This is a genomic window from [Brevibacterium] flavum, from assembly GCF_019317305.1.
In the GTDB taxonomy this organism is placed as follows: Bacteria; Actinomycetota; Actinomycetes; order Mycobacteriales; family Mycobacteriaceae; genus Corynebacterium; species Corynebacterium glutamicum.
This window is the reverse complement of record NZ_CP079240.1, coordinates 2,631,766-2,654,606: the sequence shown is the minus strand read 5'-3', so window position 1 is coordinate 2,654,606 and position 22,841 is coordinate 2,631,766. Positions and strand designations below refer to the sequence as shown.

Annotated in this window: 26 protein-coding genes, 1 tRNA gene and 1 pseudogene; 19 read left to right on the top strand and 9 right to left on the bottom strand. The window is 53.2% G+C overall.

Annotated elements, in window-relative coordinates; all coding sequences use genetic code 11:
* The first annotated feature begins 8 nt into the window (after window positions 1–8).
* Window positions 9–902, top strand: coding sequence for a DUF7847 domain-containing protein (locus KW808_RS12970; protein WP_003860293.1), 894 nt, complete (start codon window positions 9–11; stop codon window positions 900–902).
* A gap of 9 nt (window positions 903–911) precedes the next feature.
* On the opposite strand, the gene KW808_RS12965 is transcribed toward KW808_RS12970, so the two are convergent.
* The 3 genes from KW808_RS12965 to KW808_RS12955 all read right to left on the bottom strand — a co-directional run bounded on the left by KW808_RS12965 (window position 912) and on the right by KW808_RS12955 (window position 5,251).
* Complete coding sequence (locus KW808_RS12965; protein WP_003860294.1) at window positions 912–2,909, bottom strand: ATP-dependent DNA helicase; 1,998 nt, start codon at window positions 2,907–2,909, stop codon at window positions 912–914.
* Between the two features lie 459 nt (window positions 2,910–3,368).
* Window positions 3,369–4,709: a nicotinate phosphoribosyltransferase gene (locus KW808_RS12960; RefSeq protein WP_003860297.1), complete on the bottom strand. Its 1,341-nt coding sequence runs from the start codon at window positions 4,707–4,709 to the stop codon at window positions 3,369–3,371.
* Complete coding sequence (locus KW808_RS12955) at window positions 4,706–5,251, bottom strand: CAP domain-containing protein (RefSeq protein ID WP_003860299.1); 546 nt, start codon at window positions 5,249–5,251, stop codon at window positions 4,706–4,708. Before KW808_RS12955 ends, KW808_RS12960 begins: the two co-directional genes overlap by 4 nt.
* A gap of 352 nt (window positions 5,252–5,603) precedes the next feature.
* Between KW808_RS12955 and clpS the strand changes: the two genes are divergently transcribed.
* The 5 genes from clpS to KW808_RS12930 are packed head-to-tail and all read left to right on the top strand — an operon-like array spanning window position 5,604 to window position 8,642.
* Window positions 5,604–5,906: an ATP-dependent Clp protease adapter ClpS gene (gene clpS / locus KW808_RS12950; protein ID WP_011897801.1), complete on the top strand. Its 303-nt coding sequence runs from the start codon at window positions 5,604–5,606 to the stop codon at window positions 5,904–5,906.
* A 12-nt stretch (window positions 5,907–5,918) separates the two neighbouring features.
* The gene (locus KW808_RS12945) at window positions 5,919–6,458 is read left to right on the top strand and encodes a DUF2017 domain-containing protein (protein WP_003860301.1); all 540 of its coding nucleotides are present in this window, start codon (window positions 5,919–5,921) and stop codon (window positions 6,456–6,458) included.
* Window positions 6,458–7,372 carry a P1 family peptidase gene (locus tag KW808_RS12940; RefSeq protein WP_034983158.1) on the top strand — a complete coding sequence of 305 codons (915 nt, stop codon included), beginning with the start codon at window positions 6,458–6,460 and terminating at the stop codon, window positions 7,370–7,372. The genes KW808_RS12945 and KW808_RS12940 overlap by 1 nt, the downstream gene beginning before the upstream one ends.
* Complete coding sequence (locus KW808_RS12935) at window positions 7,369–8,118, top strand: rhomboid family intramembrane serine protease (protein ID WP_003860306.1); 750 nt, start codon at window positions 7,369–7,371, stop codon at window positions 8,116–8,118. The genes KW808_RS12940 and KW808_RS12935 overlap by 4 nt, the downstream gene beginning before the upstream one ends.
* 29 nt (window positions 8,119–8,147) lie before the next feature.
* Window positions 8,148–8,642 carry a MarR family winged helix-turn-helix transcriptional regulator gene (locus KW808_RS12930; RefSeq protein ID WP_003860308.1) on the top strand — a complete coding sequence of 165 codons (495 nt, stop codon included), beginning with the start codon at window positions 8,148–8,150 and terminating at the stop codon, window positions 8,640–8,642.
* 9 nt (window positions 8,643–8,651) lie between these two features.
* Here the strand turns inward: KW808_RS12930 and KW808_RS12925 are convergent, their stop codons facing one another.
* Window positions 8,652–9,272, bottom strand: a complete 621-nt coding sequence (locus KW808_RS12925; protein ID WP_230622978.1) for a hypothetical protein — start codon at window positions 9,270–9,272, stop codon at window positions 8,652–8,654.
* Between the two features lie 56 nt (window positions 9,273–9,328).
* On the opposite strand from KW808_RS12925, the gene murI reads away from it, so the two are divergent.
* The 5 genes from murI to rdgB all read left to right on the top strand — a co-directional run bounded on the left by murI (window position 9,329) and on the right by rdgB (window position 14,214).
* Window positions 9,329–10,183 (top strand): glutamate racemase, encoded by an 855-nt coding sequence (gene murI / locus KW808_RS12920; protein ID WP_034983156.1) that lies wholly within the window; start codon window positions 9,329–9,331, stop codon window positions 10,181–10,183.
* Window positions 10,184–10,285: 102 nt separating this feature from the next.
* Window positions 10,286–11,053: a 3',5'-cyclic adenosine monophosphate phosphodiesterase CpdA gene (gene cdpA / locus KW808_RS12915; RefSeq protein ID WP_499652190.1), complete on the top strand. Its 768-nt coding sequence runs from the start codon at window positions 10,286–10,288 to the stop codon at window positions 11,051–11,053.
* A 132-nt stretch (window positions 11,054–11,185) separates the two neighbouring features.
* On the top strand, window positions 11,186–12,706 hold the full coding sequence (locus KW808_RS12910; protein ID WP_003860312.1) for a hypothetical protein: 1,521 nt from the start codon (window positions 11,186–11,188) through the stop codon (window positions 12,704–12,706).
* 123 nt (window positions 12,707–12,829) lie between these two features.
* A complete protein-coding gene (gene rph / locus KW808_RS12905; protein WP_003860313.1) occupies window positions 12,830–13,567 on the top strand; it encodes a ribonuclease PH in 738 nt (245 codons plus the stop codon).
* Window positions 13,568–13,593: 26 nt separating this feature from the next.
* On the top strand, window positions 13,594–14,214 hold the full coding sequence (gene rdgB / locus KW808_RS12900; protein ID WP_003860315.1) for an RdgB/HAM1 family non-canonical purine NTP pyrophosphatase: 621 nt from the start codon (window positions 13,594–13,596) through the stop codon (window positions 14,212–14,214).
* A gap of 74 nt (window positions 14,215–14,288) precedes the next feature.
* On the opposite strand, the gene KW808_RS12895 is transcribed toward rdgB, so the two are convergent.
* Window positions 14,289–14,645 carry a DUF3817 domain-containing protein gene (locus KW808_RS12895; RefSeq protein ID WP_003860317.1) on the bottom strand — a complete coding sequence of 119 codons (357 nt, stop codon included), beginning with the start codon at window positions 14,643–14,645 and terminating at the stop codon, window positions 14,289–14,291.
* An 80-nt stretch (window positions 14,646–14,725) separates the two neighbouring features.
* Window positions 14,726–15,190 (bottom strand): membrane protein, encoded by a 465-nt coding sequence (locus tag KW808_RS12890; RefSeq protein WP_003860319.1) that lies wholly within the window; start codon window positions 15,188–15,190, stop codon window positions 14,726–14,728.
* A 111-nt stretch (window positions 15,191–15,301) separates the two neighbouring features.
* On the opposite strand from KW808_RS12890, the gene KW808_RS12885 reads away from it, so the two are divergent.
* The 5 genes and pseudogenes from KW808_RS12885 to KW808_RS12865 all read left to right on the top strand — a co-directional run bounded on the left by KW808_RS12885 (window position 15,302) and on the right by KW808_RS12865 (window position 17,913).
* A tRNA-Leu gene (locus KW808_RS12885) sits at window positions 15,302–15,383 on the top strand.
* A gap of 484 nt (window positions 15,384–15,867) precedes the next feature.
* Entirely contained in the window at window positions 15,868–16,452 is a 585-nt protein-coding gene (locus KW808_RS12880) for a trypsin-like peptidase domain-containing protein (protein WP_003860323.1), read from the top strand.
* Window positions 16,453–16,470: 18 nt separating this feature from the next.
* Window positions 16,471–16,695: a hypothetical protein gene (locus tag KW808_RS12875; protein WP_074495111.1), complete on the top strand. Its 225-nt coding sequence runs from the start codon at window positions 16,471–16,473 to the stop codon at window positions 16,693–16,695.
* Between the two features lie 95 nt (window positions 16,696–16,790).
* Window positions 16,791–17,509, top strand: a pseudogene (locus KW808_RS12870) (IS6 family transposase).
* 29 nt (window positions 17,510–17,538) lie between these two features.
* Entirely contained in the window at window positions 17,539–17,913 is a 375-nt protein-coding gene (locus KW808_RS12865; RefSeq protein WP_051665806.1) for an HIT family protein, read from the top strand.
* Window positions 17,914–18,089: 176 nt separating this feature from the next.
* On the opposite strand, the gene KW808_RS12860 is transcribed toward KW808_RS12865, so the two are convergent.
* The 3 genes from KW808_RS12860 to KW808_RS12850 form a co-directional block, all read right to left on the bottom strand.
* Window positions 18,090–18,644: a PIN domain-containing protein gene (locus tag KW808_RS12860; RefSeq protein WP_034983152.1), complete on the bottom strand. Its 555-nt coding sequence runs from the start codon at window positions 18,642–18,644 to the stop codon at window positions 18,090–18,092.
* Window positions 18,641–19,090, bottom strand: coding sequence for a helix-turn-helix domain-containing protein (locus tag KW808_RS12855; RefSeq protein WP_034983151.1), 450 nt, complete (start codon window positions 19,088–19,090; stop codon window positions 18,641–18,643). Before KW808_RS12855 ends, KW808_RS12860 begins: the two co-directional genes overlap by 4 nt.
* Before the next feature lie 484 nt (window positions 19,091–19,574).
* Window positions 19,575–20,150, bottom strand: a complete 576-nt coding sequence (locus KW808_RS12850) for a M23 family metallopeptidase (RefSeq protein ID WP_003857696.1) — start codon at window positions 20,148–20,150, stop codon at window positions 19,575–19,577.
* A gap of 175 nt (window positions 20,151–20,325) precedes the next feature.
* On the opposite strand from KW808_RS12850, the gene KW808_RS12845 reads away from it, so the two are divergent.
* From KW808_RS12845 to KW808_RS12835, 3 genes are all read left to right on the top strand, one after another.
* Window positions 20,326–21,510 carry a PucR family transcriptional regulator gene (locus tag KW808_RS12845; protein WP_034983149.1) on the top strand — a complete coding sequence of 395 codons (1,185 nt, stop codon included), beginning with the start codon at window positions 20,326–20,328 and terminating at the stop codon, window positions 21,508–21,510.
* Window positions 21,511–21,614: 104 nt separating this feature from the next.
* On the top strand, window positions 21,615–22,376 hold the full coding sequence (locus KW808_RS12840) for a 3-hydroxybutyrate dehydrogenase (RefSeq protein ID WP_034983148.1): 762 nt from the start codon (window positions 21,615–21,617) through the stop codon (window positions 22,374–22,376).
* Window positions 22,377–22,394: 18 nt separating this feature from the next.
* Complete coding sequence (locus KW808_RS12835; protein ID WP_003857695.1) at window positions 22,395–22,601, top strand: hypothetical protein; 207 nt, start codon at window positions 22,395–22,397, stop codon at window positions 22,599–22,601.
* Window positions 22,602–22,841: the final 240 nt, after the last annotated feature.

Sequence of the window (22,841 nt, the reverse complement as noted above, 5' to 3'; positions counted from 1 at the left end):
ACATTGTTATGACAAGCCCTTATGGATCCCAATACCCAGGCGACGACAACAATAATTGGAACTCCCAGTTCGGCAACCCTTCCGGCGAGCAGCCCTACGGTCAGCCTTACGGTGCGCCATATGGACAGCCTTACGGGCAGCCATTTGATCAAGGATTCAACGCCTACAGTTCTCCCATCCCACCTGAGGTCCCACAGCCTTCCATGCAGGAGGCTCAGTGGCGCTCCTTTGACCTTGGAACTGTTTTTGGTCAGGCATGGAAGGGCTTTACCGCAACGTGGCAGGCATGGGTGCTGTCTGCACTGATCTACTTCGCGGTGTTGCTTGTGCTGATGTTTGCGTGGATCCTCCCGATGGTTAGTGTGCTCGCAGCGACCTCATCTGGTTCTGATTCCGCAGCTATTGCAGCGGCGGGTGGCACCAGCTTCTTCGGGTTCATGCTGATGATCGTCCTGGCATTCATCAGTTTTGTGTACTCCCTTAACTGCTACCGCAACGCGGCTCGAGTTGTGCGCGGTGAGCAGATCACCATTCAGAGTTTCTTCAAGATGAAGGGCCTTGGTAAGGCGCTCGGTATTTACATCTTGATCAACATCGTCATCTTCATCGGAATGATCTTGCTGCTCATTCCTGGAATTATCGCTGCCGTGGTGCTGGTCTTTGCTGTTCCTGTGGCATTCCAGCTGCGCGACGCCTCGATCGGTGATGCGTTTTCCGCAAGCTGGAAGGCAGTGTCCAAAAACGTTGGTCAGGTCATTCTCTTAGAACTGGCTATTTTTGCGTTGAGCTTCTTGGGCAGCGCAGTGATCATCGGTATGTTGGTGACCACTCCGCTTACATTCCTGCTGTATGCCTACGCATTCCAGACCGCCAGCGGTGGTCCCATCATGCAGCGTCAGTAGCAGTTATTTTTATTTAGCCACCAATCGTTTGAGTGCCGCGCGTACGGTCTCTGGGTTGGTGGTTTCCCAAAATCTGGGCATGGAGGAGCGCAGGAAACCGCCGTAACGTTTCGTCGATAAGCGGTGGTCTAGCACTGCTACCACGCCGCGGTCGCCGACGTGCCGCAACAACCGGCCCGCGCCCTGCGCCATCAACAACGCCGCGTGGGTGGCTGCGACCTCCATGAAACCGTTGCGGCCTTCGGCATCGGCGGCCTCCTTGCGGGCCTGCAGCAGCGGGTCGTCGGGGCGGGGGAACGGGATGCGGTCAATCAACACCAACGACAGCGAACGGCCGGGGACGTCGACGCCCTGCCACAGCGTGAGAGTGCCAAAAAGGCACGTGTTTTCGCTGTCGGAAAACTTCTTCACCAGCGCGGCAGTATTGTCATCGCCCTGGCAGAGCACATCAAAAGGCAGACGCAGACGCATCGCCTTGGTGGCTTGTTCCGCAGCGCGTTTCGACGAAAAGAGCCCCAAAGTTCGGCCACCCGCCGCAGTGATCAACTCGTAGATTTCATCAAGCGTTTCCTCCGGTAACCCATCGCGGCCAGGATCTGGAAGGTGGCGAGCGGTGTACAAAATACCCGACTTCGCCGGATCAAACGGCGTGCCGGCATCCATGGAATCCCACGAACCCTTCGGCAAACCCCAGCTGGCAGCCATCGCATTGAAATTGCCACCAATCGTCAGCGTCGCACTGGCCAAAACTACGGTGTTTTCCGCGAACAGCTTCTCATGCAACAGCCCTGCAACCGACAGCGGCGCCACATTGAGGGAATCCCCGCGACGATCATCGTGGTTATGCCACACCACGTCGTACTGCTTGGAGGGATCCTCCTCCGCGAAGACCTCCAAAATGCGCACGATGGCATCATGGATTTCCATCAAGTGATTGCTTAAATTCTGTCGCTCGGCGAAACGCTCCGGATCATTCGCAGCCTCACCCTCAGGTGCTCCCGCGATCTGAGCACGCAATGCCCACAACGCGTCCTTCAATGCCACCAGTGTGCCTTTGGAACCCTCATCCATGTCATTCCACCGGCCCGGCTGCATGGTTTGCAACAAGGTTTCCAAATCGCCAGCGATTTCCTGGACGCGTTCTTCCCGCTTATCGGAATCCAACTTGGACGCACGGCGAGCAGCTAAATTGAGCGAATTCACCGTGATCTCAGCCGACGCCACAGCAGTGATGCGACCATCTAGCTCATGGGCCTCATCGATGACCACCACATCATGTTCAGGAAGCACAGAAACATCCGACAACGCATCAATAGCAAGTAACGCATGGTTGGTGACCACCACATCAGCCTCCTTTGCCTTCCCGCGGGCAATCTCAGCGAAACAATCCTCACCATGCGGGCACCTTGACGCGCCAATGCACTCACGGGCAGTAACACTTACCTGCTTCCACGCAAGATCAGGAACACCCGGATCCAAATCATCACGATCGCCAGTCTCAGTCTCATTGGCCCACTCATTAAGGCGCACAATGTGCTTACCTAACCACGAGATATCCTCCTGCTCAATCAGGGCATCTTCCTGATTCAGCTCTTCCTGGCGGGCAACCTTATTCATGCACAAATAATTGGAACGGCCCTTCATAATCGCAAAAGTCGGGCGACGTTCCATCAAGGGTTCCAACGCATCCACCAAGCGGGGGAGATCCCTATTGACCAACTGGCGCTGCAACGCGATCGTCGCAGTAGACACAATGACCGTGGAATCAGACTTCTGCGCATGACGAATCGCCGGAACAAGATAAGCCAAAGACTTACCCGTACCCGTACCCGCCTGCACCGCCAAGTGACGCTCTGTATCAAAAGCCTTGGTCACAGCCTTAGCCATTGCTTCCTGGCCAGCACGACGGGCACCACCCAACGCTTCAACGGCAGCAGTAAGCAACTCTTCCGTGGAAGCATTGAGCGGATCTGGGGTGGTATTTGTGGGTGATTCAGGCGCAGACATTGTGCCAAGTCTAACCAGATCGGAGTCGAAAGACTAAGCCACGCGAAACACCGATTTACGGTCTGGTTCGATTGCTTTGATAAAGGCGCTTGGGGACGATTCTGGGCGGGCAACTTCCAGGTGATCTGAGTTTTTTGCGGTGGCCTCCCGAACAAGTTGATACGAAGCCCCACTGGAATAGCCCCAACGCTCTAGAAGCCCATTTAAGGGATTGAGTTTCTCGAAGGAACGTTCCCCTGAAGTGGGTTAAGACAGCACGTTTAACGGCGATACAGAGAGTCGAGCTTCTCGGGTCCACGGCCAGTTTTTCAGCTTGGCCAAACCAGAATGCCCAGGAAGGTCGAAAACACGATCCATGGGCAGCTGTGTCTGGTTTCGAGGGCGACAAACCAAACCAGAGTGCCCACGAAATCGGAAAACCCGATCCGTGGGCACTGTGGTTTGGTGAGACCGAACTGCCTAAGCGACCGGCGGGAATCCTACAAAACGAGTGTGCAGCACAGGCTCATCGCGAGACAGTGCAAGGCCTTCCCATGGCAAAGAGACCAACTGCTTGGCCAAATACGCTCGGGAATCTTCCAAAGTAGGCAGGCCTGGAACGATTTCACCGTCACGCATCAATGGGATGGTCAGGCTCAAAGTGTCGAGCTTTCCAGTATCTGGTGCTTCGGCATTGAATGGGTAGACGATTTCTTCGATTGCGGTACCGGACTTGCGGTGGGTGCGCACAGCCTTCTTGCCACCACCGTAGCTTTCCTTGTTTCGGGAACGCTTGGCCACAGGGTGACCGGCAACTTCCACGATCTTGTACACGAGGCCAGCGGTTGGTGCGCCAGAACCTGTGACCACGGAGGTGCCAACGCCAAAGACGTCAACTGGTTCGCCGCGAAGGCCCGCGATGGCGAATTCATCCAGGTCGGAGGAGACCACAATCTTGGTGTTGTGGGCGTTGAGATCGTCGAGCTGCTTGCGGACCTTTCGGGCAAGCACACCTAGGTCGCCGGAGTCGATGCGTACGCCACCAAGGTCTGGGCCGGCAACTTCAATGGCGGTGGCCACACCTTGGGTGATGTCATAAGTATCTACCAGCAAGGTGGTGTCCACGCCGAGGGATTCAACCTGTGCTTTGAAAGCTGCTGCTTCGTTGGGGGTGCCGTCATCGTTGATGTGCAGCAAAGTCCATGCGTGGGCGGAGGTTCCGGATGCTGGAATTCCGTAGCGGTAGGCCGCCTCGAGGTTGGAGGTGGTGGAGAATCCAGCGAGGTATGCTGCGCGGGATGCGGTGACTGCCGAGTATTCGTGGGTGCGCCTGGATCCCATTTCGATGATGGGGCGACCATCAGCTGCGGTGACCATGCGCGCAGCGGCGGAAGCGACGGCAGAATCTGCATTCATGATGGACAAAATGACGGTCTCTAGGATGACGCATTCTGCAAAAGTGCCGCGCACAGTCAGAAGAGGGGACTGCGGGAAGTAGATTTCGCCTTCGCGGTATCCATCAACTTGGCCGGTGAAGCGGTAGTTGCGGAGGTATTCCAGGGTGCGGTCGTCTAAGAAGTCGAGATCGGCGAGTTGTTCCTCTGTGAATACAAAGTCACGGATCGCTTTCAGCACCCGTGCTGTTCCTGCGACGACACCGTATCGGCGCTCGTTGGGAAGGCGGCGGCTAAAGACCTCAAACGTTGAGGGGCGCTCTGCAGAACCATCAGCGAGCGCTGCTTGAAGCATGGTCAGCTCATATTTATCAGTTAATAGAGCTGTCGAACGGTTTGAGGAGAATTCAGAAGGATTGGTATTCACTCTGTTGATTCTACGGAATCAGCGGGAGCTACAGTGAACTCCACCACTACCCAAACACGATTGCCGTTGTATGCGACGCCTACGCCAATGGTTTCATTCCTCTTTTCCAACAATCGACCAGCATGCTCAGGAGAATCTAAAAACCGATTAACGATAGTTTCGGCATTGGCATCAGAGTATGGAAGATACTGCTGAAGGATCTCTAAATTATCTTCACGCTCTGGCGTATTTTCCGAAGAATTTGAATCAGCATTTTTCTGTGCGAGTGTTTGGGCTGCTTCATTTAGCTCGAGGTCAAGTTGTACTTCATTTGCAGTACCTCGAACGTTATTAATCTTGTTAAAGACATCAGTGCGTACTTGAGAAAGCTCCGGTGACTTTGGAACGTTTCCGCTGGAAATGCCGTTCAAGGTGACGATGAGCGTCAGCAGGATCGACAGGATCGGGATGGCCTTTGCAATGGATTCGACGAAAGATGCGTGCGTGGGCGCGACACCCCATCTTTCTAGCAGGGTGCGCGCTTGTGCTGCGAGGGCTTCCATTCGGTGATCCTTCCGCCGAGTTTTTGTCACCAAAAACAGCATTGATAGGGGAACAAAATCAAATACTCACTACAATTTCAGGGAAAAGGCTATCAGAGTGACCTGGGAAATGCGATGTGTTCCGGGGGTTCGATAGGCTCCCATGTAAGCTTCTCGGATTCAGCATTCTTGCAGGTAAGGGTGTAAATGCTTGGATGATGTGTCACATAACTTTTAATTTTTCGGTGGAAAAGCGCGACTACTCTGCACCAACGCATGGTTGTTGACTAGGCTATTTGTCATGAATAGGCAAAACCAACTTCACTACCCGCAGGAAGTGAAGGCAGTGGAAAGTGTGGAATCAAGCTTGAACATGTCGTCACCTTCTGCACCGCTTGCCACGCCAGATGTTGAGCTTGATGTGCACACGTTGTCGAGCGAAAACCTGCCTTGGTTGTGCATCGTGTGGGATGATCCGGTCAATTTGATGAGCTATGTCACCTACGTTTTTCAGACTGTGTTGGGCTTCAGTAAGAAGAGGGCCACTGAGCTGATGATGCAGGTGCACACCGAAGGTAAAGCCGTGGTGAGTTCTGGCGAGAAGGACAAAGTGGAGGGTGATGTGAAGAAACTCCACACCGCAGGGCTGTGGGCGACAATGCAGCAGGCAGGGTAGGGGAGAATTTTCATGCAGCAGTGGAAGAAGAAAAAAGGGCTGATGCGCCAGACTCGTTACGCGGTGGTTTTTGAGCCGATGGAGCGGGAAGTGTTGGGTGATTTGTCAGCTGCGGTCAGTGAGGCGTTGATTCAGCGTGCACAGTCTGTGCCGAAGGATCCTCTTGCAGAGATGACTGGCATGACCAGTGGACACAAAGAAGCACCAACCGATCCGGCGCTTGCGCGTTTGCTCCCTGATTTTCAGCACGAGGGCGATGAGGAATACGACGGCGATAATTCTTTCCTCCGTTCACTCCATGAAGGCGACATCACCCGAGCAAAACTGGAAAATCTGCGCGTGATTAACGATGCGCTGGGACCCGACGGAAATGTTGCGGTCACCGCCTCTGAGGAGGAAGCGCACGCTTGGTTGGCTGCACTCAATGACATCCGCCTGTACGTTGCCTCCGGTGATGTACGCGGCGGAGAAGCCGCCGAGGAAGACCGCGAAAATCTCGTGCAGTGGCTGGCCTACAATCAAGAGTCTTTGCTGGAAGCGATGATGAATTAATGCTTATCGACGTCCCGGGCTTCCTTTTAGGCCACGTCACGAAGGGGGATACGGGTTGCTCAGTGGTCATTGCACCTAACGGTGCATTTGCGGGCGTCGATGTCCGCGGCGGAGGCCCAGGCACCAGGGAAACCGACCTTCTAGAACCGCATAATTCTGTACAGCAAGCACATGCCGTGGTGTTGTGTGGTGGTTCGGCGTTCGGGTTGGCTGCTGCAGATGGAGTGATGACAGCCCTAGAAAACCGCGGTATCGGATTTCCTGTTCGTCCCGAAGGGCCTATCGTGCCGATCGTTCCAGGCGCTGTGATTTTTGATTTGTTGGTGGGTGATCCCAAAAACAGGCCTACAGTGGCTGATGGGGAACAGGCTGTAGAAAACGCTTTCGCTGGTACTCACAATGGTTCCGGCAGTGTCGGTGCAGGAACGGGTGCTACAGCAGGTCGGCTGCGTGGCGGTTTTGGCCAAAGCTCGCGCCGGGTCGGAAAGTACACCATCGCGGCAGGGGTCGTGGCGAATCCTGTTGGGGAAGTCGTGGACCTAAAGACTGGAGCTTTGTTTGGTAGGCCCGAAGTGATGGGAGTGGGCGTCGATAAGCTAAAAAGCGCGGCAGAGACGCTGAACACGACCATCGGCGTCGTGGCAACTGACGCGCCGGTGACAAAAGCCCAGGCGAAGCGCTTGGCGCTGGTGGCCCATGATGGTTTGGCGAGGGCCGTGCGGCCGTCGCATTCGCCGATGGACGGTGACACATTTTTTGCTATGTCATCAGGTGATGGTAGCGGCGTTACCCCGGTTGAGCTGGCGGAACTGTCGGCTCATGCTGCAGATTGCGTACAGGACGCTATTATCGACGCCATACTTACCGCGAGTCCGGGACTCGGGCTCAAAAGCTTCAGGGAACTTTTACCATGAGTTACAACAGCCCGTATAACAACACGAATTTCAGCACCACCGGCGCTTTCCAACCTGCTGGTGGGCCGGTGAAGCCATGGAATAAGCCCGATGCCAGCCTGAATCAGCAGCTGAAAAACAAATCCCGTGTGCGCACAGGTCTTACCATCGCCATCGGTTATGTTGTGGTGATTTGGGCGGTGCATTTGGCATCCATCGTCATTGCGCTGCTCACTGGCTTCAACCTGACCAACTTTGGTATTCATCCGCTGGATACCAGTGCACTGTGGGGTATTTTCACCTCACCGCTGTTGCATGGAAGCTTCAGCCACCTCATTGGAAATACCGTTCCAGGCTTTATATTCAGTTTCCTCATCGGTATGAGTGGCAAGCGCGTGTTCTGGGAAGTCACGATTATCGCAGGTCTCATCGGCGGTCTTGGTACATGGATTTTCGGTGGAATCGGCACCAACCACATCGGTGCGTCCGGCCTGATTTATGGCTGGCTTGGCTACCTGATCGTGCGTGGAATTTTCAACAAGGATATTAAACAGTTCCTGCTTGGCATAGTTTTGGCGTTCATTTACTCCGGTTTGTTCTGGGGTCTGCTACCTACTCAAATCGGTGTGTCCTGGCAGGGCCACCTTTTCGGTGCACTTGGTGGAATCGGTGCGGGTGCTTTTATCGCCTCGGATGACCCGGCAGCGTTGAAAGCGAAGAAGCAGCAGAAGAAACTAGAAAAGCAACAACGCCAAAGAGGCTTGTAGTTTTCACCTAGCGACTACACTTAATTGACATGACAAGTGAGAATTCCGAATCCCAGGACATTTGGCTAACCGATGAGCAACAAGATGTGTGGCTCGATGTGTGGACAATGCGAATCGGCCTGCCTGCTCGCTTGGATGCTCAACTGAAAGAAGCTGCGGGTGTCAGCCACTTTGAGTACTTCACCATGGCGCAGATTTCTATGGCCCCGGAACGTCGGGTGCGCATGAGTGAGCTTGCTGAGCTGTCCGATATGACGCTATCGCATCTATCTAGAGTGGTTACTCGCCTAGAAAAGGCTGGCTGGGTGAAGCGTGTTCCCGATCCCGATGATGGTCGCGCCACCGTTGCTGTGCTCACGGACTCTGGGTGGGAGAAAGTTAAAGCAACAGCCCCTGGTCATGTGAAGGAAGTGCGTCGTTTGGTGTTTGACGATCTCACGCCAGAAGAACTCAAGGTAATGGGCACCGCAATGAAGAAGATTGTGAACCGACTCGATATGTCCAACAGGCTGCCCCGGGTGTAGTTAGAAGTTTTAAGAAATGTAGACAACGGCGTTGTTGCCACCTGTGCAGGTGACGTACTCGCCGTTGTCTTCGCAGTTCATGGTGTAGTTTCCGCCGGTAACAGGGCTGGTGGCTGTCACCCTGCCGGATAGTTCATTGGTGTCTAAATAGTGGTTTACAAAAGCATCTCGGACGGCTTGGGCAAAACCTGCTGAGGTGGACGCTGACCCGGTGTACACATTGTTCAAATTGCCGGCATCGGTCTGGGCGGCTGCGGCATCATTGGCTGGTGATGCTCCCGCAGGAAGTGATGGTTGCGCAGGGCGGTTTCGGGGAGTTTCCGTTGCACTGCTTGGGGGCTGATCCTCTGTCGCGCTCGGTGACTCAGGGGATTCCGAAATAGTTTGCTCCACAGATTCAGAGGTGCTTGGACTTGCCACAGGGCTCGAGGAATTATTTGGTGCAACGAGGCTGTTGAACAACAAGACAAACGCAATCACGATGATGGCCACCAAGATCAAGATCAACCCAATGAGACTGCCTTTGGGTGAACGTTTCGCGGACGCCGCAGCTGCGGGGGAACCAATGGTCTCCGAAGTTGCTCGCACCGCAGCGAATCGTCTGGTTTCTTGATCAGGTGAATCAGCCATTGCCATATTGTGACACATCTTGGACGGATAAAAAGGGAAGCAACGCGAGGTGGCTTATGATGGCAACCGTGACTGATTTCAGTGGATCTATGATTGAACGCCCCGTGCCAGGTGCTGATGCGCCGATTGGAATTTTTGATTCTGGAGTTGGCGGATTAACCGTAGCTCGCACAATCATCGATCAATTGCCACATGAATCAGTTATTTATATCGGTGATACTGCCAATGGCCCTTATGGTCCATTGCCTATCGCTAAGGTCCGTGAGCACGCCATCCGCATTGCCGATGAGTTGGTGGAACGCGGATGCAAGATGATTGTCATTGCCTGTAACACTGCGTCCGCTGCGTTTCTCCGGGATGCCCGTGAACGATACAGTGTGCCAGTCGTGGAAGTTATTCTTCCCGCAGTAAGGCGTGCGGTGGCATCCACCCGCAATGGCAAAGTGGGCGTGATCGGCACAGTGGGAACCATTAATTCCGGTGCGTACCAGGATCTTTTCTCTGCAAGCCCCTCCATTGAGGTCAACGCAGTGGCATGCCCACGGTTTGTGGATTTCGTGGAACGCGGAATTACCAGCGGCAGGCAGATCCTCAACATTGCGCAGGATTATTTAGAGCCTCTGCAAGCAGAAGGGGTGGACACCCTCGTGCTTGGATGCACCCACTATCCACTACTATCCGGTGTCATTCAGTTGGCAATGGGGGACCACGTAAGTTTGGTCTCTAGTGCGGAAGAAACTGCGAAAGACGTGCTGAGAATCTTGAGCCAACAGGATCTTTTAGCCGATCCGGACATGCATCCTGAGCCAAGTTATAGCTTTGAATCAACAGGCGATCCGGAAATCTTTGCGCAATTAAGCCGCCGATTCCTTGGGCCAATTGTTTCCCAAGTGAGACAAAACGAGGGATAACCCCAGGTGTGTGTTCTACCTCTGAAAGGGGAGGGGTAGTTAGAAATTCACATTTTGGCCTAAAAGTTCACGCGATCTTCAATTGCATGGCACAGTATCCTTATGAGACTGACCATCCTTGGAAGCTCTGGTAGCGTGCCCGCTCCAGGTAACCCCGCATCCGGATATCTGTTAACTTCTCCGGACGCCCCTGCCGTGATTATGGACATGGGCCCAGGTGTCCTTGCAGCAGTTCAAGAAATTCAAGATCCTGCTGATGCGCATGTTATTTTCTCCCATTTGCACACCGATCACTGCGCTGATTTTGCGTCCTTGATGGTGTGGCGCAGGTTCCACCCAACGCTGGCCGCCAAGAGCCGCAATCTTTTGTTTGGACCTGAAGATACCCCCAACAGGCTTGGTCGTTTGAGCTCCGATGAGCCTGATGGTGTTGATGATATGTCAGATACTTTTGCTTTCGACGCCTGGGAAGAGCGCAAGCCAGAGCTCATTGATAATTTCACGGTCACGCCGTTCCGCGTTGTGCATCCCATTGAGACCTACGCGCTTCGCGTAGAGGAGCACCGCACCGGCGCCTCAATTACGTATTCCGGTGACAGCGCGTACACCGAAGCGCTTATCGACGCCGACCGCAACGTTGACATTTTCTTGTGCGAGGCAACTTGGGGCACCTCTTGCGATGACAAAGCACCAGGAATGCATATGTGTGGCCAAGACGCCGGAAGAATTGCGGCAGCAGCTGGCGTAAAGAAACTGATTATCACTCATGTTCCACCATGGATTGATGCAGAGGCCACAGTGGCAGCAGCCGCAGAACACTTTGATGGTCCTATCGAATTGGCACGATCAGGAATGGTTATCGAGTTTTAGTCCGTTTGTGCTAATAAGGTAGCTTTGGTGATTCTGTAATTGCGGTAATTCGCTTAGTTGGAGCTGTTGAAATTACGAGCACTTCTAAATACCTGGTAGATGGATTATTTAGCCCCGGAAGGGGCTATTTTTATGTCTAAACCCGAGGGTAATTTGGGAGGAGCGTTAAGTAATACTGACAGGTTAAACAAAGGTTTTGCCAGGGGTCGGGACCCGCTCGAAGCTGAAAATGTCTACTGGGAATACCGCAACAATGGAGTCTGGATCAGGATTAACACTGACAACAACTTCCAGGTCACTACGGCAGATGGACTCACCTCCTTAACCGTGACTGATACGGCAGTTGATCAGTCTGGAGCAAGGTTATGTGCCGTTGCTACTAATGCTTCTGGCACCACGATGTCGAGGGAAGCTGTTCTCACGGTACGTTCTGCCACCGAGATCCCTGATGATGGCCTGAGCATTGATGATGTTGTACTGCGTTGGGGTATTAGTGAGGAAGTACAATCACGACCACTATTTGGTGACTCCAACTACCTATCCGCTGGTGTGTCTGATGGATCTGCATTGACCTACGAGTCAACTGATAGGGATGTACGCATCATCCACAATGATGGCACTACCAATACTGAGCCTGACTACGCATCTAGGGCTGCGCACATTAGTGATGCAACTGTGGATCAGCTCGTTGAATTTGGTGGCGGCAAGGCAGCTATTAACCCGGATGGGTCTGCGACCGTTGATTGGGAGGGTTCTTTCAGCATCAACTTCTACGATGGTTTGGTGCCGTTTACCATCACGAATCCGCACCTCGAGATTTCTGTAGCTGGTACTGGCGTTCTGACTGGTGATCTCACTGGCTATGCAGTGGAGATGTCGAACCCGAATGAGAAAACCCCGTTGACTGACTTGTATGACGATGTCACGATCGCAACGTTTGGGGGAGTGGACCTTGATCCTGAAGGTGTTGTGACAATCAATTCTGATCATGACGGAGTGATTGTTGATGTCCCACTGGATGCCACCCCTCAGGTTACTTCCGGTGCAGGTTGGGGAGCGTGGCCGCAGGGCTTCCTTGATTTCCACTTTGATACCAACTTGTCTTCCTACTGGTATTCCTCAGATGGCGCAGGTGATCCTAAGAAGGCGCCTATGAGCTTTAATGTTGATTTCACTAATGCGTCCAGGTCTGGTGAACAGCCAATTGCTCCACAGGCAAGTGATCTCAATGCCGGAAACCAAGGCAGTCTCGTAGTTCCATCGGAGGCAGAAGCTGGTCAGGAAATCACCATCGGTGGTCTACCAGCCGGCGAAGATGTAGATGTGGTGTTGTTCCCAACGACATTCAGCTTTGATCGAATGACTGTGGGGGCTGATGGCACAGTAACTATCACTATTCCTTCTCGTCGTGGTGGCGAGAATCAGTTGGCAGTGTATGAGGCTGGCAAGACAGGTTCAGCGAATATTCTGGGCTGGTCCACTCTGACAATTGCTGGGGAGATTCCCGTTGTCCCAGAAGATCCTAAGACTCCAGTAGCTACTGGATCGACTCTTGGTTCAGTTCTGGATTCATTCTTCAAGGTGTTCAGCCGCATCTTTGGTGGGCTTTCCGCACTGTTTGCTCAGTGGTTTGGAGGTTTGTTGAGCAGCTAGCTCCACCAATGCATTGTTAGTTTCGGCCCCTAGCGCGTGGGCTTTGGGCTGAACTGGTGGAGGTGGGCGTCGAAAAGCATCTTGGTGCGCGGGGGTGTTGGGCTGGAAGGTACCCTGTATTTCATGACTTCTTCTTCCAGCTTTTCTCGTTTTGATGGCCGCGCACAGGATCAGATGCGTGCCGTCAAAATCACCCGTGGATTTACTTCCAACCCTGCAGGCAGCGTGCTTGTAGAATTCGGCAATACTCGTGTCATGTGCACCGCTTCTGTGGAATTGGGTGTGCCGCGTTTCAAGCGTGATTCAGGTGAAGGCTGGTTGACCGCAGAGTACGCGATGCTTCCTGCTGCGACTGCGGAGCGTAACCGTCGTGAATCCATGGCCGGCAAGGTCAAGGGACGCACTCATGAAATTTCTCGTCTGATTGGTCGTTCTTTGCGTGCAGCTGTGGATCTTTCCCAGCTGGGCGAAAACACCATTGCGATTGACTGCGATGTTCTGCAGGCCGACGGCGGTACTCGTACTGCATCTATCACCGGTGCATATGTGGCCCTGGCTGACGCCATCAAGGTTCTGCAGGAGCGAGGCGTTGTTCCAGGTAGCCCACTTCTTGCACCAGTTGCTGCTGTTTCCGTTGGTCTGGTCGACGGTAATGTATGCCTTGACCTGCCATATGAAGAAGATTCCCGCGCCGATGTTGACCTCAACGTTGTTATGACCGAACACGGTGAATTCGTGGAAGTTCAGGGCACCGGCGAAGAAACTACCTTCACCCGCGCGCAGCTCAACGACATGCTTGACTATGCCGAAAAGGGCTGCCGCGAATTGGTTGCTGCCCAAAAAGCTGCACTGGGAATCTAAAACCACAACAGAGTTAAGGACACCGGATGAAACTTCTTCTTGCATCCAACAACGCAAAGAAACTCAAAGAACTCCAGCGGATTTTGGATCAAGCAGGCCTGGATTCCGTTGAATTGCTTGCGCTGCGTGATGTCGAGGCATACGACGAGCCGATCGAAGACGGCCGCACTTTTGCCGACAACGCACAGATCAAAGCGCGCGCCGGGGTAACCCACACAGGCATCGCCACGATCGCCGATGATTCCGGCATCGCTGTCGAAGAACTCAACGGAATGCCCGGCGTTTTGTCCGCACGCTGGTCCGGCGCACACGGCAACGACACCGCCAACAACGAGCTGCTTCTTGCCCAAATGGAACATGTTCCCGACGAGCGCCGCAACGCAGCCTTCGTGTCCGTATGCGTGCTTGCACTTCCGGACGGCCAAGAATTTGTTCAGGAAGGCCGTTGGGAAGGCCAACTCCTACGCGGACCTAAGGGCGAAAACGGTTTCGGATACGATCCACTGTTCATTCCAGCAGAGGAAATCGATGGACAAGGACGCAGCTCCGCTGAACTTTCCGCAGAGGAAAAGGACGCTTTGTCCCACCGCGGTCAAGCGCTGCGCGGATTGGTTGAGAAGATCGCACAGGTAGCTGCGGTTAGCTAAGGCCTTAAGGAAAACTAAAACCTCCCCGCCAGATCACACGCAGTGATCGGACGGGGAGGTTTTTGTGTATATAACTATGAGTTCAGCTGGAATGTCTCAGTAACTTCCTTGCGGCGATTGTGCTCAACAAAAAATGACAGCAGCGGAACCACACCTGCGATAGCGGTGGTCACCCAACGAGTCGGATTCCAACGCGCCTTCAGACCCAGGTTCAGGGTGGTCATCAAGAAAACAATGTAAACCCATCCATGTGCAATCGGAACGAATCGTGCCCACTCAGGAAGATCCATGCCAATTATGTACTTCATGATCATCTCCGCCACCAGCGCCAGCAAAAACACACCAGTCACCCACGCAGCGATGGAGAACATGGTGAGGGCCTGACGAACGCGTTTCTTACGCTCGGGGTGGATTGGGGTCGTGGTAGACACGCAACTCTTCCTTCAAAAATAAAATAGCGGGATAGGGCTTCAGCAAAGCAGTCGGGCGCGGGCCCGGAAAAGTTCCAGGTTTATGCTTTTCGACGTCTCCGTGCATGCGGATCATTCAACCTGTTGAACTCTTCCACATCCATCGTCGGGCGAGACGGCAGGAAGGATTCGTCGATTTCCTTGACGCTGTCATCTTCCACCAGGCTCGGACGATGAGATAGCTGAATGAAGCTGTCTTCTTGCTCTGGCTGCGCAATTGGTGTCTTGCCTTGCTCCGCTATCATTTGGGCTTCCATGTTTTCTAACTCAATGGACTCATTCTCATACTGCAAATACTTGCGGTAGGCATAAACAAAGAATGCTCCGATAAGAGGCCACTGGAAGGCATAGCCTAGGTTTTGGAAAGTTCCAGACCCGGACTGGAATCTTGACCACTGCCACCACGCCAACGCGCAGGCTGCGATAAAACAAATGAGAAGAAAGACAATGTGACTTGCCTTTACTTTCTTCTTTTCTTTAACCCCGGATGGCCCTGGCTCGCTCATAGAGTGTTATTCTACCTGCTGATTTACGATAAGCGAATTTTTTTACGGTGCAGTTGGTCACCCGCATTAGTTAATTTGGGACTACACCATGTATAGTAAAACCCGCATTAAGCGCTTGTGGCGGAATTGGCAGACGCGCTGGATTTAGGTTCCAGTGTCCTAGGACGTGAGAGTTCAAGTCTCTCCAGGCGCACAAAAAGAAACTGCAGGTCATCAACAAAGATGACCTGCAGTTTCTTTGTTCGCCCGGCATGGGTTTGTTCTTATGGGTGTAAGTCCCTGGGAGTGAAGGTGGTTTAACTCCGTAGCTGATGGCAACTGCATCACCGTGAGGTGTTGTGGGGAGGAAGCTTCAAGCAAATATCTGCACCGAGGAATACGAATCACATATAAGGCCTGGTTGTTGGGGTAAGGCGGCAAGGATCGTCGAAGCCCGTTCCACCGAAACAGCAATTGGGTAAATGTGGCGGTCGTAGATGGATAGAACAAATTCTTAGACCTAAGGAGGCCTGTCCTAGTGCTCACCTTTTTTGTGGGCGGATTAGCTCTAAGGGCTGATCTGATGGGGCAGGAGTCAGCCGAGGTCATAGTATCGCTGGGATCACCACGGTTCGTGGGTGAAGTGAGCGAGAAGGACTGAATTCTATATCTCAGTGTTGTGAAAGGGGGCGCTGGTTATGACTGGTGACGATCGCAGCCATCCCGTAGGTACGGGTCATCGTGATGAGGATAGGGTGAATCCCGAAGGTAATCACGGTGGGCGTAGTCAGTTGTCGGCGTATGCAGTGGATGACATGAGCGGTGAGCAGGGGCTGTGGGAAATGGTGTTTTCTCGACAGAATTTGTTTGCTGCGCTGGAACGTGTGGAGACTACTCGGGGTGCGCCTGGTGTTGATGGATTAACAACGCAAGAGTTGCGGAGTTGGTTAGCGACACAGTGGGTGGATGGTCGTAGTCGTCTTGATGCGGGGACATATAAGCCGATGCCGGTGCGCCAGGTGCCGATCCCGAAACCTTGCGCCTTTACAATTAGTGACAATCAGATATCTGCAGTCGGGAAGTTTACTTCCACTGAACCTGTTACAAAGGTAATGAGTTTATCCCGGTGGAAGGACATAGAGTTCACAGTCTTTGAAGCAACGCTGGCTGTATCTTTCGGAGACTCGGGCGGGCCTGTATTTGATTCTCAGCAGCAGCTTATCGGCATTATTCAAGGCGGAAATACTAAGGGGCAAGTAAATATAACGCCCATATATATTTGAGTTACGAGAGAAGGGAAAATGCGTAAAATCAAAGATCCGAAGTCAGTTCTTCGTGGACTTGCTTCAGTATTATTAGGAGTTATCGCTTATTGTGTCGTGGTTGCACCAGTGTTTAAAGAAGGCAACTACTGGGAAATTACGAAAGAGAGTTTTAGCACAATAGGATTAGGGTTCAGCGCAGCTATTATTTTAGTTGGAGTGCTGTGGCTAGTTATTATTCATTTCGTCAATAAACGCCAGTGATATTTTCTGTGTAAGTGAAAAATCGCAACAATAACTGATACGGTGCTGTTGCAAAGTTGGGGCAGTAGGAAGAGCGACGTGAAATAATCAGAGCCATGGGTATCTTCTCCGGTCGTCATTTCCCCCGTGGCATCATTTTGTGGGCAGTGCGCAGGTCACTGCCGCTACGGGGTGAGCTGACCTAAGATCTGGAGGAAATGATGACTTCAGCGGGGCGTGCCGGTCGATCACACCACGATTCTCACCGCTGGGTCCAGAAATACGCCCCTGAGCTGGACAAGCACACTCGGTGGTACCGGCAGGTACCTGACTGGCAGGCCAGTTCCTGGCGGGTGGATGAGACCTATATCCGGGTCGGCGGCAGGTGGTGCTACCTCTGATCTGGCGATCACCGCTGGTGGCCAGACCCTGGACTTTTACCTCTCCCCGAAGCGCAACGTAGCGGCAGCGAAGCGTTTCCTGGCCAAGGCCCTCAGATCCAATGCGTCAGCCGGGTATCCCAGAGTGATCAACACCGATAAAGCACCCTCCCTAGCCAGGGCAATCGCCGAGTTGAAGTCAGAGGGAATCTGCCCGCCAACAGTGGAACACCGGCAGGTGAAATACCTCAACAACATCCTGGAAGGCGACCATGGTCGGCTGAAGCGGATCCTCGGGCCGAAAGGCGCGTTTAAGAACTTAGACATCTGCATATCGGACGTTGAAAGGGATGGAGGCGATGCACTCCTTGCGGAAAGGTCAGGGGACGATGTTTGCTTACGGGCAACCGAACCCGGACGCGGTGATCGTCAGCCGGGTCTTCGAGACGGCCTGAGAACGCTGAGTCGCAGAGACCATGGAGAAATGAAACTCGGGCGTTCGTGGCCCCTCCGCCCAACTTTGCAACAGCACCTCGTTACTCGGGAACAGCGAGGGGTAGCTCATCTGCTAATAGTTACTACTCGACACGCCCCATCTCTGCTTAATCTGAATGATCTAGAGTCTGAAGCGATAATGCGGCTTACGCGTACTGCAGCTCGAGCTATTGATTGTGCAGAGCAACGCCCCGGCATCAGCGTCTGGCAGAACAATGGGGTGGACGCACACCAAGCAATTCCTCATTTTCATGTCCATGTAGCTGGAACAATGCCGGAGGGCGGCACTAATTGGGGCGATGTTCATGAAATCTCCATCGACTCAACTGATGCTATCGCCTCGAAACTACGCCCCTTCCTTTGACGCTTCACCCTTGGTCGGGGCCGCTCAGGGCGATAAGATCATGACGACTGGGCGCAGTTTCCATGGACTAATTTATGTCAGTACATGAATGACTTCTGGTATATATACGATTGCTCCGGCTCTGACGAGTTTTGTCAATAAATCATACCTCCCAAGCATCTCGTGGGCAGGGCGGTCTATCTCCGGAGTAAGTCCGCGGCAGACGGGGCTCCCGCCTTGGCCAGTGCATCTAGTACATCATCAATAGTCCTGGGCGGATTCTTAAACGCCGCCGCGGCATAGGTAACAGCCTGATGGACACGAGTACCGAACAGATCAATCTGATCACATAAAAACTCATCAGCCCCCTGGATCTCGATGCCGTATTTATCCATCACGTCTTGAGGAAAATCCCGCACGTTTTCGGTAACGATCACCTGGGCACCACATCTAATGGCCGCAGCAAGAACATGACGGTCATCAGGATCCGGCAAAGACAATGACTCAATTAAATCTTCATACCCAGTCACCAGACAATCATCCACAGCCCGACACATCAGCTCTCTGGTTCGGCGCAGTTTACTGGGGTCAAGATCTGGCCGGTTGGCCTGGAGATTGCGAAAGACCTCATCCAAGATGTCCTCGGTCCACCGGGCTTGGTAAATACCTGTGCCTGCCAATCTGATCAGGATGTCGCGCAACATAGTGGGATACAGCACGTTGGCGTCGTAGACAACGGTAAAGCCGCTCACTCGTACAGCCCCATCTCCTCGGTCAGGGCAGTGAGATCATCTGCAGCTGTGCGGGTGTCAATATCTCGTTGGTGTTTGTAGGCCTGCACGTCGGCCGCATAGATGCGTCGATGCGTGCCAACCTTATGTCCGGGCAAGATGCCGTCATCCATTAATTTAATGACATGCGGACGAGAGACATTAAGCAGGTTAGCTGCTTGCTGGGTGGTTAGCTCGGCCCGCATAGGGATCACGCCTACCGATCTGCCGGCTGCTGAATTAACCAGGATCTCCCGGAGTACTTTGGCTACTTCTCGAGGTAGACGGATAACGTCATCGGAGTCCTCCACAACGACCTTGACGTCCTTATTCGTAGATGTATCGCTCAGGACGCGATTAATTTTCTGCAAAGCCTTACGGGCTGTGGCCGCCGTGCTGGCGAGTTCATTGTCCTGTAGGTGTGACATGCCCCCACATTACCGAATAAACGAAACAAACGAAACGTGCGCCATGCAAAGATCTAAAAGGGTGTACCCTAATGAGACGGTTCGAGTAGTGATCGTTTGATTGTCCCGCGCAGGACATGTAAGTGGGGGTTATGATCCGCCTAGTCCCGCGTGACCACGGTTAATGTCGCGTTGGATTTCTAGTATTGCCTCATGGTGATGTGTGCGTTACAGATTGTGTTTACGCCAGATCATCGATTGTGCTCTCTGAAGTTGCTAAACGAAAACTCTAATTATTAAGCAGGGTAGGCGAGGGTATTGCGTAAATTGCTGTTTCTGGTGATTGTTATCCGTTTTAAGAAAGCAATCTTTGATATGTAAAACTGAGTAGTTCGCCTGCTTTTGACAGTTGCCCGTAGTAGTTGGTCTTGCTTAGGCGCACAAAAGAAACTGCAGGTCATCAACCAAGATGACCTGCAGCTTCTTTTTATTTCACGACTAGTGCTTAAACGTAGATGCCGTGGTTTGCGAGCCATGCCTGTGGGTCGACTGGGGTGACGCCGTCTGGGTGGATCTCGAAGTGGAGGTGGGAGCCCGTGGAGAATCCTTGGCTACCCATTCCTGCGATTTCCTGGCCTGCTGCGACGCGCTCGCCGACGGAGACGTAGAGGTATTCCATGTGTCCGTAGATGGAGATGGATCCGTCGTCGTGCTGGATGCGGATCCACTGTCCGTAGCCGGATGCTGGGCCGGAGCTGATGACAGTGCCGGCCATGACGGCGTAGATTGGGGTGCCGATTGAGTTTGCGATGTCGATGCCGTTGTGGAAGGTTCCCCAACGTGGTCCGAATCCGGAGGTGAAGGTGCCGTTTGCTGGGCGCGCTACGGTGGCGGCTGGTGCGACGGCGGTGGTTGCGACTCCTGCAGCTTCTGCGACGGTGTCGGCAACGCCGGAGGAAAGGCCTGCGTAGTCGGTTTGCGCGGATGCTGGTGCCATGGTGGCGGTAGCGGTTGCGGTAGCGACGAAAGCAGCAATTGCTAGTCGACGCTTCATGTTGCGGTTGCGTGCGATGTTTAGCATGAGAATCCTTTTTATGGAGGTTAAAATGGTCAGATTGGCCATTTATTAACCAGTCCGTTATCAAGTTGTGACAACGTTAGGGGGTAACCCCACCCCTGTACAAGTTTTCGTGCTACCAAGCACGCCGTGCTAGGGGTGTCGCATGGTGCAATGATCCCCGCTACCCTGGGATTCCATGGAGAATGTTAGTTCCGTCACGTCGGATGGTTCGGTAGCGGATGTGCATGCCGAACGGTGGCAAGAATTGCTCGCACGTTTGGATGCCGATGCGCCGGACATCGCGGAGGGCACCGCCGCAAAGTTGCTCGCTACGATCCCGGGCTATGAGCTCGTTGACGCGGGGCCGATCAGGGAGTCGTCGATACGCAATACGGCCTTGATTATTCGCGTGATTAACGCGGGCACCGAGCCTAAGGCCGAGGACTTGCCTGAGGCTTTAAGGCTTGCCGACGAACGCATAGCGCAAAATGTGCCGCTGGGAAGTGTGCTGCACGGTTTTCGGATGTCTCTGGGGGAAATTCTGGAGCATTTGGTGCAGTTGGGCCCGGAATGCAATATTGATCCCGGCAGAATGCTGCGCTGGTCCACACTGATGTGGGCGGTCAATGATGCCTTTTCGACACGTGCCACAAGCGTGTCTCGCGATCACGAGGTTGCCACGGCGATCGCCGATTCGGTGCGGAGATCGGAATGGATCGGCAAAGCGGTCTCGGAAGGCTCTGAACTGTCAGAGCTTTTATGGGGTGCTGCGATGTATGACGTTCCGGCAGACTCTCCTTTAAGGGCGTTGGCAGCCACCTCATCTGATCATGCGAAAGCTGAAACACAGATCCAGAAGTGGGCTCAGCGCGCCGGGGTACGGGTGCTGACATCGGTGCAGCCAAGCGTGATCGTGGGGATTGTGATCGGGGAGCCGAGGCGAAACGTGGACGGCCCTGGTTTTGCTGTGGGTTTGGGTAGGGCAGAGGTGCTCTCAAAGCTGGCGGACTCATATAAGGATGCATCCCTTGTATTGAAGGCTGCCGATAATCTGAAACTTAATGAGGTGCAGCGGGCGCAAGATTTGTCGTGGAAGTTGGCTATTCACGCAAGCCCACGGGTGACGGAGATTCTTGCGCAGAAATATGTGGAGCCACTAAGGGAATCTGGCGAGTTTGCTCATGAGATCGTGGAATCTTTGCGGGCATATGTGGACAACCAGATGAATATTCCTGCTGCTGCGCGCAGTATTCCTGTGTATGTGAATACGCTCCGCTATCGGTTGCGCCGGTTTGAGGAGTTAACGGGCTGCTATTTGGAGGATACATCCACGGTCATTGAAGTGTCGTGGGTTCTGGAAGTCTGTGGCCGGGAGCTGTAGCCACCTACAAAAATCGCGAGAGAAAATTGCACCTATATATATGGTGCGAATCAGAAGTGGTTGGCATTCTGTTCTATATCTCAATAAGGAAAGCGGGAAAAGGTATGTCTCAGTCCACCAACATTTCACTTGAAGGTCGCACAGCTTTGATTACTGGAGGTGCATCTGGGATTGGGGCGGCTTGTGCTCGTGCGTTCTCCCGGGCAGGTGCCACAGTGACGGTGTGTGATCAGAATGAGCAGGCAGTGAAAGAGTTGGCTGAAGAAATTGGGGGAGATTACTGGGCCGTGGATCTCTCAGATACCAAGGCGTTGGAATTTCTCACCTTAGACGTGGATATTTTGGTCAATAACGCCGGTATTCAAAAAGTCGCGCCGATTCATGAGTTCGTTCCGGATGATTGGCGCTTCATTCACAAGCTGATGTTGGAATCCCCTTTCCTTCTAATTCGTGCCGCATTGCCCGCGATGTATGAGCGTGGATTCGGACGCATCATTAATATTTCCTCCATCCATGGGCTTCGTACGAGTGCTTTTAAATCGGCGTATGTGGCTGCAAAGCATGGCCTGGAAAGCCTTTCGAAAGTTACGGCCCTGGAGGGTGCGGAATATGGGGTGACATCTAACTGCATGAATCCTTCTTATGTGCGGACTGCTTTAGTGGAGAAACAGATTAAAGATCAGGCAGTCACACATGGCATTGCTCCAGAAGAAGTGGTGGAGAAGATCATGCTTACAGAATCTGCGATAAAGGGACTTGTCGATGCGGATGAGGTCGCCTCTTTGGTCACGTGGCTGGCATCCGACATGGCGGGCATGGTTACCGGCGCGTCTTACGCCGTGGATGGTGGCTGGACAGCCAGCTAGAACCTACACTTTGAAGGCATGAGTATTTCGCGCGATTTCGATGCCTGGATGGAAGATCGGGGCATTGTTGCTGAAGCTGAGGTTATACCGGATCATGCGTGCCAAGTGTTCCTGCCTGTGGAGGGTGTGAGAATTTCCCTCAAGCAAATGGAAGGTGAACAAGGCCACAACAATTCCGACGAGCTAGAGGCTGCGCGAAACTTGTTAACAGACCTCCTGGGTTAGTGATTACCTGCAGGTTTCCCTCACTTGTTGGAAGGACCTTTTCGTCCATGAAAGTTTTGTTTGGAAGAGGTTAAATGGCACGATAAGAGGGGCGGAAAATGCCACGCCCGCAAAAGATGACGTTTTCCTCATGATTTGTGGCATATTGTTTTCTATCCAATGTCACCCTGGTGGTTTACAGGCGTGCCATTTTCTTTACAAAATAGTATTAACCGAAACTTCAGGTCAGGATCCACGCCC

Coding starts and splice junctions, on each gene's coding strand:
- KW808_RS12855 (WP_034983151.1), bottom strand. CDS start 19,090: ATGTCACACCTACAGGACAATGAACTCGCCAGCACGGCGGCCACAGCC.
- KW808_RS12970 (WP_003860293.1), top strand. CDS start 9: ATGACAAGCCCTTATGGATCCCAATACCCAGGCGACGACAACAATAAT.
- rph (WP_003860313.1), top strand. CDS start 12,830: ATGACTTCTTCTTCCAGCTTTTCTCGTTTTGATGGCCGCGCACAGGAT.
- KW808_RS12880 (WP_003860323.1), top strand. CDS start 15,868: ATGACTGGTGACGATCGCAGCCATCCCGTAGGTACGGGTCATCGTGAT.
- KW808_RS12840 (WP_034983148.1), top strand. CDS start 21,615: ATGTCTCAGTCCACCAACATTTCACTTGAAGGTCGCACAGCTTTGATT.
- KW808_RS12850 (WP_003857696.1), bottom strand. CDS start 20,150: ATGCTAAACATCGCACGCAACCGCAACATGAAGCGTCGACTAGCAATT.
- cdpA (WP_499652190.1), top strand. CDS start 10,286: ATGAGACTGACCATCCTTGGAAGCTCTGGTAGCGTGCCCGCTCCAGGT.
- KW808_RS12965 (WP_003860294.1), bottom strand. CDS start 2,909: ATGTCTGCGCCTGAATCACCCACAAATACCACCCCAGATCCGCTCAAT.
- clpS (WP_011897801.1), top strand. CDS start 5,604: ATGTCGTCACCTTCTGCACCGCTTGCCACGCCAGATGTTGAGCTTGAT.
- KW808_RS12890 (WP_003860319.1), bottom strand. CDS start 15,190: ATGAGCGAGCCAGGGCCATCCGGGGTTAAAGAAAAGAAGAAAGTAAAG.
- KW808_RS12910 (WP_003860312.1), top strand. CDS start 11,186: ATGTCTAAACCCGAGGGTAATTTGGGAGGAGCGTTAAGTAATACTGAC.
- KW808_RS12835 (WP_003857695.1), top strand. CDS start 22,395: ATGAGTATTTCGCGCGATTTCGATGCCTGGATGGAAGATCGGGGCATT.
- KW808_RS12930 (WP_003860308.1), top strand. CDS start 8,148: ATGACAAGTGAGAATTCCGAATCCCAGGACATTTGGCTAACCGATGAG.
- KW808_RS12935 (WP_003860306.1), top strand. CDS start 7,369: ATGAGTTACAACAGCCCGTATAACAACACGAATTTCAGCACCACCGGC.
- KW808_RS12865 (WP_051665806.1), top strand. CDS start 17,539: ATGAAACTCGGGCGTTCGTGGCCCCTCCGCCCAACTTTGCAACAGCAC.
- KW808_RS12875 (WP_074495111.1), top strand. CDS start 16,471: ATGCGTAAAATCAAAGATCCGAAGTCAGTTCTTCGTGGACTTGCTTCA.
- KW808_RS12925 (WP_230622978.1), bottom strand. CDS start 9,272: ATGGCTGATTCACCTGATCAAGAAACCAGACGATTCGCTGCGGTGCGA.
- rdgB (WP_003860315.1), top strand. CDS start 13,594: ATGAAACTTCTTCTTGCATCCAACAACGCAAAGAAACTCAAAGAACTC.
- KW808_RS12945 (WP_003860301.1), top strand. CDS start 5,919: ATGCAGCAGTGGAAGAAGAAAAAAGGGCTGATGCGCCAGACTCGTTAC.
- murI (WP_034983156.1), top strand. CDS start 9,329: ATGATGGCAACCGTGACTGATTTCAGTGGATCTATGATTGAACGCCCC.
- KW808_RS12955 (WP_003860299.1), bottom strand. CDS start 5,251: ATGGAAGCCCTCGCAGCACAAGCGCGCACCCTGCTAGAAAGATGGGGT.
- KW808_RS12845 (WP_034983149.1), top strand. CDS start 20,326: ATGGAGAATGTTAGTTCCGTCACGTCGGATGGTTCGGTAGCGGATGTG.
- KW808_RS12940 (WP_034983158.1), top strand. CDS start 6,458: ATGCTTATCGACGTCCCGGGCTTCCTTTTAGGCCACGTCACGAAGGGG.